The 11,546-nt window shown below is 68.9% G+C and carries 11 protein-coding genes; 8 read left to right on the top strand and 3 right to left on the bottom strand.

Going from position 1 to position 11,546, the window contains the following annotated elements; all coding sequences use genetic code 11:
* Positions 1–18: 18 nt before the first annotated feature.
* Both M9980_RS12255 and M9980_RS12250 read right to left on the bottom strand, forming a co-directional pair.
* Entirely contained in the window at positions 19–927 is a 909-nt protein-coding gene (locus tag M9980_RS12255; RefSeq protein ID WP_250751323.1) for a DMT family transporter, read from the bottom strand.
* Positions 928–944: 17 nt separating this feature from the next.
* Positions 945–1,106, bottom strand: a complete 162-nt coding sequence (locus tag M9980_RS12250) for a hypothetical protein (RefSeq protein WP_250751320.1) — start codon at positions 1,104–1,106, stop codon at positions 945–947.
* Positions 1,107–1,269: 163 nt separating this feature from the next.
* On the opposite strand from M9980_RS12250, the gene cas5c reads away from it, so the two are divergent.
* The 4 genes from cas5c (at position 1,270) to M9980_RS12230 (ending at position 5,108) form a co-directional block, all read left to right on the top strand.
* Positions 1,270–1,824, top strand: a complete 555-nt coding sequence (cas5c, locus tag M9980_RS12245) for a type I-C CRISPR-associated protein Cas5c (protein ID WP_250751317.1) — start codon at positions 1,270–1,272, stop codon at positions 1,822–1,824.
* A gap of 50 nt (positions 1,825–1,874) precedes the next feature.
* The gene (locus tag M9980_RS12240; RefSeq protein ID WP_250751315.1) at positions 1,875–3,407 is read left to right on the top strand and encodes an aminoacyl--tRNA ligase-related protein; all 1,533 of its coding nucleotides are present in this window, start codon (positions 1,875–1,877) and stop codon (positions 3,405–3,407) included.
* Entirely contained in the window at positions 3,407–3,829 is a 423-nt protein-coding gene (locus M9980_RS12235; protein ID WP_250751312.1) for a hotdog fold thioesterase, read from the top strand. The genes M9980_RS12240 and M9980_RS12235 overlap by 1 nt, the downstream gene beginning before the upstream one ends.
* Before the next feature lie 160 nt (positions 3,830–3,989).
* The gene (locus tag M9980_RS12230) at positions 3,990–5,108 is read left to right on the top strand and encodes a BaiN/RdsA family NAD(P)/FAD-dependent oxidoreductase (RefSeq protein WP_250754927.1); all 1,119 of its coding nucleotides are present in this window, start codon (positions 3,990–3,992) and stop codon (positions 5,106–5,108) included.
* Between the two features lie 6 nt (positions 5,109–5,114).
* Here the strand turns inward: M9980_RS12230 and M9980_RS12225 are convergent, their stop codons facing one another.
* Positions 5,115–6,332: a UbiH/UbiF/VisC/COQ6 family ubiquinone biosynthesis hydroxylase gene (locus tag M9980_RS12225; RefSeq protein WP_250751308.1), complete on the bottom strand. Its 1,218-nt coding sequence runs from the start codon at positions 6,330–6,332 to the stop codon at positions 5,115–5,117.
* 117 nt (positions 6,333–6,449) lie between these two features.
* Between M9980_RS12225 and M9980_RS12220 the strand changes: the two genes are divergently transcribed.
* The 4 genes from M9980_RS12220 to ribA all read left to right on the top strand — a co-directional run bounded on the left by M9980_RS12220 (position 6,450) and on the right by ribA (position 11,546).
* Complete coding sequence (locus M9980_RS12220) at positions 6,450–8,753, top strand: DNA translocase FtsK (RefSeq protein WP_250751306.1); 2,304 nt, start codon at positions 6,450–6,452, stop codon at positions 8,751–8,753.
* 65 nt (positions 8,754–8,818) lie between these two features.
* Entirely contained in the window at positions 8,819–9,454 is a 636-nt protein-coding gene (locus M9980_RS12215) for a LolA family protein (protein WP_250751303.1), read from the top strand.
* A 245-nt stretch (positions 9,455–9,699) separates the two neighbouring features.
* A complete protein-coding gene (locus M9980_RS12210) occupies positions 9,700–10,488 on the top strand; it encodes an exodeoxyribonuclease III (protein WP_250751300.1) in 789 nt (262 codons plus the stop codon).
* Complete coding sequence (ribA, locus tag M9980_RS12205; protein WP_250751297.1) at positions 10,485–11,546, top strand: GTP cyclohydrolase II; 1,062 nt, start codon at positions 10,485–10,487, stop codon at positions 11,544–11,546. The genes M9980_RS12210 and ribA overlap by 4 nt, the downstream gene beginning before the upstream one ends.

Genomic DNA, 11,546 nt, shown 5'->3' with positions numbered 1-11,546 from the left:
GGCACGCCCGGCGGTCGGTCAGTCGCTGACCGCCGGGGCGCTGCGAGCGATGCCGCGGGCCAGGCGCTGCTCGCGCCAGACGATATAGAGCCCGCTCGCGACGATGATCGGTGCGCCCGCCCAGGTCGCCGCGCCCGGCAGCACGCCAAACAGGGCCCAGCCGTAGAGCGTCGCCCACAGCAGCCCCGAATAATCCATCGGCACCACCACCGACACTGGCGCGAGGCTGAGCGCGGTCGTCATCGCCAACTGCCCGACCGCGCCGACCATGCCGATCGCGACCAGCATCGCCCATGTGCCGGCATCGTGCGCGGTGAACGTCCACAGGAAGGCCGGGACCAGCGGCACCATCGACAACAAGGCGAAGTAGAACACGATCGTCGCCGGCGGCTCGCTCGACCCCATGCGGCGGATCAGGATCGATACGCTCGCCGACAGGAATGCCGCCCCCAGCCCGGTCGCGGCGCCCAGCAGCGGGATGTGACCACTCCCCGGCTGCGCAACGACCAGCACGCCGGCAAAGCCCAGCAGCACCGCGCTCCAGCGATGCCTCCCCGTCGCCTCGCGCAGCACCACCGCGCCCAGGATCGTCGCGAAGATCGGCACCGTGAACTGCAGCGTGGTCGCCTCCGCCAGCGGCAGCAGCAGCAGGGTCGCGAACATCAGCGTCATGCTCGACAGCCCGACCACGCACCGCAGCGCATGCGCGCCGATCCGCTGCGTCCGAAGCGTCGCCAGCCCCGGCCCCAGCGCCACCCAGCCGACGATGACCGGCAGCGACCCCGCCTGCCGAAAGAACAGCAGTTCGGCGAGCCCCGCCCCGCGCACCTCCGCCAGCTTGATGAGCGCGCCCATCGTGGCGAACGCCAGCACCGACACGAGGCGATAGGCAATCGCGGGCAGGATGCGGTCGGCGGCGGTCGTCACCCCGCCGCCCTATGCGGTCAGGCCTGCATTGCAAGCCAAGCGTTGCCCGCCGGACGCGACACCGGCGGCGCGGGAGCAGGCGCGCATTCGGGAAATACGTCATGCGCGTCGATGTCGATCTTGATCGGCCCGCGACGGGGCACGGCGATGCGCAGTTCGAGACGGTGGACATGGCTCATGGGAATCCCCTTCGATCAACGTCTGGCGGATGCCGGACGACCGCACCACTATCCGCAATTCGCCGGCTCTCGGCCAAGGCGATCGCATCCAATCCGGATGTATTTCCGCAGCGCGCGCCGTACAGCCTGTTATGAACAATATGGGAACATATGGAGAATAATTGTGGCAGTCTGCGTGCATCTGGCCGGCGACAGGGCGCTGTTCGCACGCCCGGAATTCCAGCGTGACCTGATCAGTTACGACATCATTACTCCGCATGCCGCGCGCGGGATACTCGACGCGATCTACTGGCGACCCGGCATGACCTGGGTCGTCGACACGATCCGGGCGATTGCCCCGGTCCGGAACGAGCAGGGCGAGGAGGATGGCCGCCGCATCCTGTCGCTGCGAGACGTCGGCTATGTCGTCGGCGCGCATTTCGAGCTGCACGCTGGCGAACCTGCCGCAGAGGCCGGGCGTCATGCAGCGATGTTCAAGCGCGCGATCAGGACAGCGCCCACAGTGTTCCTTGGGCGCGCGGGGTTCGCCGGCGTGGCGCGGGCGATCGATCCGGATAGCGTGGCGGACGCCGCTGCGGGCGGCGCCGATATCGATTATGGATGGATGCTGCACGGCATAGATTTCGCCGGTGACCGCCGCCGTCGCTTCTTCCGCGCCGTCGCAGTGGCCGGGGTCGTCCACGTGCCGCCTGCCGACAGCCCGCTGGTGTTCGGGTAACGGCGTCGCGCAGGCGTGACGAACCGCGCGAACACCGCTATCCGCGCCCCATGATAAAGCGCGCCCTGCCCGTCACCCGCGAAGCCGACTTCGCCGCCTGGTACCAGTCCGTCATCACGGAGGCCGATCTCGCCGAGGAATCGGGCGTGCGCGGATGCATGGTCATCCGGCCGTGGGGCTACGGCATCTGGGAGCGGATCCAGCGCCTGCTCGACGACCGGATCAAGGCGACGGGGCACGAGAATTGCTATTTCCCGCTCTTCATCCCGCTCTCCTATTTCGAGAAGGAAGCCGAGCACGTCGAGGGCTTCGCCAAGGAAATGGCGGTCGTCACGCATCACCGGCTGGTCAGCGACGGCAAGGGCGGCCTCACCCCCGATCCCGAGGCGAAGCTGGAGGAGCCGCTGGTCGTGCGCCCGACCAGCGAGACCGTAATCGGCACCGCATTCGCCCGCTGGATTCAGTCGTGGCGCGACCTGCCCGTGCTCATCAACCAATGGGCCAACGTCGTGCGCTGGGAAATGCGGACGCGGATGTTCCTGCGCACCAGCGAATTCCTGTGGCAGGAGGGCCATACCGCCCACGCCACGCCGCAGGAGGCGCGCGACGAGACGCTGAAGATGCTCGAAGTGTACCGCGAGTTCGCCGAAACCTGCCTCGCGCTGCCGGTCGTCGCCGGCGAGAAGCCCGAGAACGAGCGCTTCCCCGGCGCGGTCGCGACCTACAGCATCGAAGCGATGATGCAGGACGGCAAGGCGCTGCAGGCCGGCACCTCGCACTTCCTCGGTACCAATTTCGCCCACGCCCAGAACATCCGCTTCCAGAATGCGGAAGGGCAGTTCGAGCATGCCAACACCACCAGCTGGGGCGTGTCGACGCGGATGATCGGCGGGGTCATCATGGTCCACGGCGACGACGCTGGCCTGCGCGTGCCGCCGCGCATCGCGCCGTGGCAGATCGTGATCGTGCCAATGCTGCGCGACGCACCCGAAGACGCGGCGCTGGTCGACTATTGCAAGGCGTTGCAGGCCGAGCTGGCGAAGGGCGTGGCGCTCGGCGAGCCGATCCGCGCGCTGCTCGACCTGAAACCCGCCAAGGCCGCGACCAAGCGCTGGGGCTGGGTCAAGAAGGGCGCGCCGATCGTGATCGAGGTCGGCGGGCGCGACATGGCGGGCGGCAACGTGTCGGTGATCCGCCGCGACCGGCTGTACCGCGAGGACGGCAAGCTCGATTCGCAGGTGGTCGCCAAGGACGCGCTGGTCGCCGACGCTGCGGCGATGCTCGAGGGCATCCAGGCCGGGCTGTTCGAGGAAGCGCATGACCGCCTGCGCGCCAGTATCGCACCCGTCGAAGACTGGGCGGGGGTCGAGGCGATGTTCGCCGACGCGACCAAACCCGGCTGGGCCGACGTCCGCTGGTCGAAGCCGACCGGCGCCGCGCTCGACGCGGTGGTCGCGCGGCTGAAGGCGCTGAAGCTCACGATCCGCAACGCCCCGATGGGCCAGACGGGTGCTGATTCCGGCCCGTGCATCTTCACCGGCGAACCGGCGGTCGAGCGCGTGCTGATCGGGCGCGCCTACTGATGGGCGTGTGGCAGCGGGCTTTCGAACTGGCGGACCTGACCGCGCTCGGCGCGGCGACGTTGCCGGGGCATGTCGGCATCGAATTCACCGCGCGTGGCAACGACAGCCTGACCGCGCGCATGCCGGTCGATGCGCGAACGCACCAGCCGTTCGGGCGGCTGCACGGTGGCGCTTCGGTCGTGCTGTCGGAGACGGTCGCGTCGGTGGCGGCGACGATGGCGCTGCCCGAGGGCAAGGTCGCGGTCGGGCTGGAGATCAACGCCAACCACATCCGGCCCGCCATGTCCGGCCACGTCCATGCCACCGCGACCGCCGAGGCGATCGGGCGCACGACTCAGGTGTGGACGGTTCGGATCGTCGACGACGCGGGCAAGTTGGTGTGCCTCTCGCGGATCACGCTCGCGGTGATCGAGGCAGGGTGATTCAGTCCGTCGCGCTACCGATGCGCCCGTTCGCCCTGAGCGAAGTCGAAGGGCTTAGTTTGGGGCATGTGCTTCGACTGCGCTCAGCACGAACGGAAAAAAGGACGTGAGCGCGCCGGCTTTCGACGCCATCATCCTCGGCGGCGGCGCTGCCGGGCTGATGTGCGCCGCGGTCGCCGGGCAGCGCGGGCGGCGCGTGCTGGTGATCGACCATGCCCCCCGCGTCGGGCAGAAAATCCTGATCTCGGGCGGCGGGCGGTGCAATTTCACCAACATCCACACCGCGCCCGACCGCTACATCTCCGCCAACCCGCATTTCGCCAAGTCGGCGCTCGGTCGCTACACCGCCGCGGATTTCGTGGCGCTGGTCGATAGCTATGGCATCGCGTGGCATGAGAAGACGCTCGGGCAATTGTTCTGCGACGGCTCGGCGCAGGCGATCGTCGATCTGCTGCTCGCCGAATGCGCGAAGGGCGGGGTCGAGATAGCGACCGGCCACGCGATCCGCGACGTGACCCACGCCGACGCGTGCTACGCGGTGACGTTCGGACCCCACACCGCCTCCGCGCCGGCGCTGGTCATCGCCACCGGCGGGCCGTCGATCCCGAAGCTTGACGCGACCGGCTTCGCCTATGATCTCGCGCGCCGTTTCGGGCTGAAGATCGTCGAGCCGCGTCCGGCGCTCGTCCCGCTGACGCTGGCGGGCGAAGACATGCTGTTCCGCGAGATCGCCGGCGTTTCGACCGAAGTGACGGCACGCGCCGGCAAGGCGGCGTTCCGCGAGGCGGCGCTGTTCACCCACCGCGGCCTGTCCGGTCCCGCGATCCTTCAGGCGTCATCCTATTGGCGTCCCGGCGAGAGTATCGCCATCGACCTCACGCCTGACCGCGCGCCCGGCTGGCTGCGCGAGGCCAAGCGCGCCGCCCCGCGCATCGGCGTGAAGCGCGCGCTCGGCTTGCCCGAACGCCTCGCCGACGCGCTGGCCGACCGCCTCGCGCTGCCCGGCGAGCTCGCCAACATCGCCGACCGCAAGCTGGAGGACGCCGAGCGCCGCCTCGCCGACTGGCGCTTCACCCCCAACGGCAGCGAGGGATTCGCCAAGGCCGAAGTAACGGTGGGCGGCATCAGCACTGCCGAGCAGTCATCGCAGACGATGGCCGCGAAACGCGTGCCCGGCCTGTACGCGATCGGCGAGGCGGTCGACGTCACCGGATGGCTCGGCGGCTATAATTTCCAATGGGCCTGGGCGAGCGGCTGGGCGGCGGGGCAGGCGCTCTGACCTGACCTAGACCCGGAACCCCGAGAGCAGTTTGGGCACATGCCCGCTCTCGCCCCGCGCCTCGGCCATGAAACGGTCCTTCAGCGCCGGCACCTTCTGCACCGCCGACAGCCCCATCCGCCGCACCGCGCTCGCGGTCCGGCCGGGCACGCCGAACAGCCGCGTCAGCCCGTCGGTCGCGACCGACACCATGAACGTGTCGAGGCTGCGCCAGCGTTCGTAACGCTGGAGCAACTGCCGGTCGCCGAGATCGAGCCCGGCGCGTTTCCCCTCCACCAGCACCTCGACCAGCGTCGCCACGTCGCGGAAGCCGACGTTGACGCCCTGTCCCGCGATCGGGTGAATGCCGTGGGCGGCGTCGCCGACCAGCGCCAGCCGATCGGCGGTGATGGTCGCGGCGTGATGGAAGCCGAGTGGATAGCTCGATCGCCGGGTCAGCCCGCTGAGCTGCCCGAGGAAGCCGCCCATGCGCTTCTCCGCCTCCGCCAGCCAGCCCCGCTCGCTCAGCTTCAGCATCCCCGCCGCGTCGCCCGCGCGCACCGACCATACGATCGCCGAGCGATGCCCCTTCTCATCGTCGATCAGCGGCAGCAGCGCGAACGGGCCGCTGGGGTAGAAGATTTCGTAGGCGATGTTTGCGTGGCTCTTCTCGTGGTGGAAGGACGAAACCATCGCCGCGTGATCGTACGACCACCGCGCGACCGACAGATGCGCCGCCTCGCGCGTCGGCGAATTGCGCCCCTCCGCCGCGATCAGCAGCGGGGCGTGGACGGTGGTGCCATCGCTCAGATTCGCGGTGACGCCGAACGCCGTGCGCTCCACCGACACCGCGAGCGTCTTCATCCGCACGTCGACCAGTGGTGCTGCCTGTGCGACATCATACAGCGCGCGGCGCAGGTTGCGGTTCTCGACCATGTGGCCGAGCGCGTCGCCGGGCTCGTCCGACGCGAAGTCGAGTGCACCGGGCTCCAGACCGTCGCTGACACGAATGCCCTCTATCGGGCAGGTCATCCCCGCCAGCCGGTCGATCACCCCGATCGCGGTCAGCATCCGGTGCGGGGCGCTGGCGATCGCCGACGCGCGCCCGTCGAAACCCGCGGCCAGGATGGTGTCGGGGTCGGCGATATCGACGATGATGCTGGAGAGGCCATGCGCGTCGAGCGCGACGCCGAGCGCGCTGCCGACCAGCCCGCCGCCGAGGATGAGTACGTCCGCGCGTTCCATGGCCCCGCTCTACGCGCCCGCCCGCGCGCTGCCAACCGTCGCTTGGGGGCGCCCGCTGCCTTGACGTCGAGTCCCGCGAGGCCGAAACTGCGCGCGTTCCTCGGGGGTGTATGAATCATGGCGAGCCGCGCGGCGCCGTTCCTTTGGCGTGATACGATGAAGGCGGGGGCGAGACGGTCGGGCGCGATGCTCGGCGCGGTCGCGCTGCTGCTCGGCACGATCGCGCTGGCGCTGTCGCTGGCGAGCTTCCACCCCGGCGATCCCTCGCTCAACACCGCCGCGGGCGGGCCGCCGCGCAATCTGCTGGGCGGTGGCGGAGCGATGGTCGCCGACCTGTTGCTGACGCTCGCCGGGCCGGCGGTGGCGCTGATGCTGCCGCTGGGCCTGGTGTTCGGCAACCGGCTGTGGCGCGACATTCCGGTCGGGCGCTGGGGCCGGATGACGCGCACGACTGCGCTCGGCGTGGCGCTGATGGCGAGCGCGTTCGCATTCCTGTCGTCCGATTCGGTGCTGTACCTGCCCGGCGGGTGGGGCGGCGTGATCGGCCTGTCCGTGGCTGACGCCTGCAAATGGGCGATCGGCTTCATCGGCAATTCGGTCGCGATCCTGTGGACCGAGCGCGCGATCGGCGTCGCGCTTGGCATCGCCGGCATCGTCGTCTGGGCGAAGGGCGTCAATTTCGACATGCCCGAGCGCCGGCTGGCGCTGCCGCGCCTGCGCCGTGGCGAATCGCGCGACGCGGTGCCGTTCGACATCGAGGAGGAGGACGACGCCCTTCCCGCCCCTACGCCCGCCCCGCGCAAGGTCGCGATGCCGAGCGACCGCCCCGCCCCGGTCATCGCCGACCGCACCACCGCGCCTGCACCGGCGAAGCGCGAACAGCGCCAGACCTCGCTCGACCTGCGCGACAACTACAAGCTGCCCCCGCTCGAACTGCTGACGCCCGCACCCGCCAACGCCAAGACCGTCGTCGACAAGGCCGCGCTGGAGCGCAACGCCCGCCTGCTCGAAAGCGTGCTCGACGACTTCAACGTGAAGGGCGCGATCACCGAGGTGCGCCCCGGCCCGGTCGTGACGATGTACGAGCTGGAGCCCGCCGCGGGGATCAAGGCCAGCCGTGTCATCACGCTGGCCGACGATATCGCCCGCAACATGTCGGCGATCTCGGCGCGCGTCGCGACCATTCCGGGGCGCAGCGTGATCGGCATCGAGCTGCCCAACGCCCGGCGTGAGGCGGTGGCGCTGCACGAACTGATCGGCAGCGACGCGTTCGACGCCGCGCAGGGGCTGCCCATCGTGCTCGGCAAGAACATCGCCGGCGACCCCGTCGTCGCCGACCTTGCACCGATGCCGCATCTGCTGGTCGCGGGTACCACCGGATCGGGCAAGTCGGTCGGCCTCAACTGCATGATCCTGTCGCTGCTGTACCGGCTGACACCGGATCAGTGCCGGATGATCATGATCGATCCGAAGATGCTCGAACTCAGCATCTACAAGGGCATCCCCCACCTCCTCGCCGACGTCGTCACCGAACCGCAGAAGGCGGTGCGCGCGCTCAAATGGGCGGTCGAGCAGATGGAGGACCGCTACCGCATGATGGCGAGCGTCAACGTCCGCAGCCTGGCGAGCTTCAACGAGAAGGTCCGCGCCGCCAAGGCCAAGGGGCAGAAGCTCGGCCGCAAGGTCCACGTCGGCTACGACGACAATGGCAAGCCGATGTACGAGGAGGAAACGCTCGACCTCGCCGCGCTGCCGCAGATCGTCGTCATCGTCGACGAGCTCGCCGATCTGATGATGACCGCGGGCAAGGAAGTCGAATTCCTGATCCAGCGGCTGGCGCAGAAGGCGCGTGCGGCGGGCATCCACCTCATCATGGCGACGCAGCGCCCGTCGGTCGACGTCATCACCGGCGTCATCAAGGCGAACCTGCCCACGCGCATCAGCTTCCACGTCACGTCCAAGATCGATTCGCGCACGATTCTCGGCGAACAGGGCGCCGAACAGCTGCTGGGTAAGGGCGACATGCTCTACATGCCGGGCGGCAAGGGCACCGCGCGCGTCCACGGTCCGTTCGTCAGCGACGAGGAGGTGCAGGCGGTCGCCGACTTCTGGCGCGGTCAGGGCGAGCCCGACTATATCGACGCCGTCACCAACGACCCGGAGGGCGACGGCGGCTTTTCGATGGAAGGCGCGCCGACCGGCGACGACAGCCCCGAGGACCAGCTGTACCGCAAGGCGATCCAGCACGTCGCGCAGAGCCAGAAGGCATCGACCAGCTGGCTCCAGCGCCAGATGCGCGTCGGCTACAACTCTGCAGCCCGCCTGATCGAACGCATGGAAAAGGACGGCCTGGTCAGCCGCCCCGACCACGTCGGCCGCCGCGAAGTCCTGATGGACGAGGACGGCCGCCCGCTGGCGTGACCGTCGCGCAGCGGGAACGCCGCGGGTTCACGCCGCGTTCAAGCCGGCCTGACCAGGGGATCATAATGTTCAAATCGATTTTCGCCGCCATGCTGGCGCTCGCCGCCGCGCCTGTCCTTGGCCAATCCGCCATCGCCCAGTCCGCGCCCACGCCCGCTTCGCAGCTGGCGCAGGTGCAGCGGCATCTGGCGGGTGTGTCCTCGATGACCGCCAGCTTCACCCAGACCGATCGTGCCGGCAAGGTGCTGACCGGTACGCTGACGCTGAAGAAGCCGGGCAAGGTACGGTTCCAGTATGAGAAAGGCGTGCCGCTGCTGGCCGTCGCGGACGGCAATTCGCTGTATTTCATCGACTATTCGGTGCGGCAGGTGTCGCGTTGGCCGATCGGCCAGTCGCCGATGCGAGTATTGCTCGATCCGTCGAAGGATATTTCGGGCATCGCCACGCTCGTGCCGACCGCGAATCCCGACGTCGTCAGCGTCGAGGTGCGCGATCCCAAGCATCCCGAATACGGTCGCATCACGCTGATCTTCGCGCGCGACGCGAGTGGGCCGGCGGGGTTGCAGATGCAGGGCTGGGTCGCGCTCGATTCCCAGAACAACCGCACCACGATCCGCCTGTCGAACCAGAAGCTGAACGTGCCGGTGAGCGACGGAGCGTTCCGCTGGAACGATCCGCGGAGGTCCTCGCCCCGCGGCTGACAGTTTTCTGTATGCGCGTTCATCGGAGCGACAGGAAAAACTGCTAGTGGGCGAGGTGCGGAGGCGGGGGCTTCCCGTTTCGGGATTTTCCCCCTGTTGCCCGGAACGCTATCCGGCTCCCCCTCCTGCCTGCGTGACCAACACCAGGTCGGCCCTCGCTCCATGCCCCCGGAGCGGGGGCCTTTCCTTTTGTGGACCGCGCGCCCCCGTGACGTCCGCGCGATAAACCCCTACATCGCCGCGCAATGACACTCTCCATCGCGTCCTGGAACATCAACTCGGTGCGGTTCCGCATCGGCATCGTCGAGCAATTCCTGGCCGAGGAAGCGCCCGACGTGCTGTGCCTGCAGGAAACCAAGGTCATCGACGGCGATTTTCCGACGGCTGCGTTCAAGGCGATGGGCTACACGCACATCGTCGTCCACGGCCAGCGCATGCACCACGGCGTCGCGATCGTCAGCCGGGTGCCGCTGGTCGAGGACAACCGGCTCGACTGGCAGGCGAATGGCGAGGCGCGGCATGTCGGCGTGCGGCTGGAAAACGGTCTGCGGCTGGAGAATGTCTATGTGCCGGCGGGCGGCGACATTCCCGACCGGGAGTTGAACCCGAAATTCGGGCAAAAGCTCGATTTCCTTCAGCGCATGACCGAGTGGTCGTCGGGGCTCGATTATCCCACGCTGCTGGTCGGCGATTTCAACGTCGCGCCGCTCCCTGAGGATGTGTGGAGTCACAAGGCGCTGCTCGACGTCGTCAGCCATACGCCCGTTGAGGTCGAGGCGCTGGCGCGGTTGCAGGCGGCGCATGATTGGGTCGATCTGGGGCGGCACTTCCACCCCGCGCCGGCGCGGCTGCATACGTGGTGGAGCTACCGCGCGAAGGAGTGGGCGGCATCGGATCGCGGGCGGCGCCTCGACCATATGTGGGCGAGCCCTGCGCTGGCCGCAAATGCGGTGGCGCACCGCGTGTGCGAGCCGTGCCGCAGCTGGCTGAAACCCTCCGATCATGTGCCACTCATCACCGAGTTCGACCTATGACGGAGACGCGCGACGTCGCGAAAGCGATCGACGCGCTGCGCCGCGGCTGGCCGATCGCGATTGCCGCGCCCGGCGAGGATGCGCTGACGCTGCTGGCAGTGGAGACCGCCGATCCGCGCCGGCTGGATGCGTTCGCGTCGACCGGACAGGCATCACTGCTGATCTCCAACGGCCGCGCCGCGACCCTGAAGCTGACCAATCAAATCGCCGCCGCCGATCCCGATCACCCCGTCGTCATCGCGCCGGCGCCGTGGATCGATTTCGCAGCGGCGACGGCGATCGCCGACCCGCAACTCGACCTGTCGACGCCGCTGAAGGGGCCGTTCCGCACCCAGGAAATAGCCCGGCCGCTGGCCGCCGCCGCGGCGCTGCAACTGGCGCGGATCGCCGGGCTGTTGCCGGCCTTCTTCACCGACGGCATCTATCCCGAGATCACGATCACGCCCGAAGCGATCCGCGCACATGAATCGGCCACGCGCCTGCACATCGCGACGCGCGCGCGCCTGCCGATCGCGGGGGAGGAGGATGCCGAGATCGTCGCGTTCCGCACGCCCGAATCCGCCGGTGAGCATATCGCGCTCATCATCGGCCAGCCCGACGGCACGCTCCCGCTCGTCCGCCTGCACAGCGAATGCCTGACCGGCGACGTGCTGGGCAGCCTGAAGTGCGACTGCGGACCCCAGCTGCACGAGGCGCTGCACCGTATCGGCGGCGCCGGCTGGGGCATATTGCTGTACCTGCGGCAGGAGGGGCGCGGGATCGGGCTGGTCAACAAGCTGCGTGCCTACGCGCTGCAGGATCAGGGGTTCGACACCGTCGACGCCAACACGCGGCTGGGATTCGCGGTCGATGCGCGCGATTTCGCGGTGGCGGCGCGGATGCTCGACCTGCTGGGGCAGCGCCGGGTGCGGCTGCTCACCAACAATCCGGCGAAGGTCGCGGGGCTGGAGGCGCAGGGCATAACGGTTGCCGAGCGGGTGCCCCTCGCGCTCCCCGCCAACCCTCACAACGCGCGCTACCTCGCGACCAAGCGCGATCGCACCGGTCATCAGTTGTGA

Origin of the sequence: Sphingomonas donggukensis, assembly GCF_023674425.1 — a bacterium.
Taxonomy (GTDB): Bacteria; Pseudomonadota; Alphaproteobacteria; order Sphingomonadales; family Sphingomonadaceae; genus Sphingomonas; species Sphingomonas donggukensis.
The sequence above is the reverse complement of the archived record's forward strand: the minus strand, read 5'-3'. Positions and strand labels throughout refer to the sequence as shown.

Coding starts and splice junctions, on each gene's coding strand:
- M9980_RS12250 (WP_250751320.1), bottom strand. CDS start 1,106: ATGAGCCATGTCCACCGTCTCGAACTGCGCATCGCCGTGCCCCGTCGC.
- M9980_RS12240 (WP_250751315.1), top strand. CDS start 1,875: ATGATAAAGCGCGCCCTGCCCGTCACCCGCGAAGCCGACTTCGCCGCC.
- M9980_RS12235 (WP_250751312.1), top strand. CDS start 3,407: ATGGGCGTGTGGCAGCGGGCTTTCGAACTGGCGGACCTGACCGCGCTC.
- M9980_RS12230 (WP_250754927.1), top strand. CDS start 3,990: ATGTGCGCCGCGGTCGCCGGGCAGCGCGGGCGGCGCGTGCTGGTGATC.
- M9980_RS12225 (WP_250751308.1), bottom strand. CDS start 6,332: ATGGAACGCGCGGACGTACTCATCCTCGGCGGCGGGCTGGTCGGCAGC.
- M9980_RS12220 (WP_250751306.1), top strand. CDS start 6,450: ATGGCGAGCCGCGCGGCGCCGTTCCTTTGGCGTGATACGATGAAGGCG.
- M9980_RS12215 (WP_250751303.1), top strand. CDS start 8,819: ATGTTCAAATCGATTTTCGCCGCCATGCTGGCGCTCGCCGCCGCGCCT.
- M9980_RS12210 (WP_250751300.1), top strand. CDS start 9,700: ATGACACTCTCCATCGCGTCCTGGAACATCAACTCGGTGCGGTTCCGC.
- ribA (WP_250751297.1), top strand. CDS start 10,485: ATGACGGAGACGCGCGACGTCGCGAAAGCGATCGACGCGCTGCGCCGC.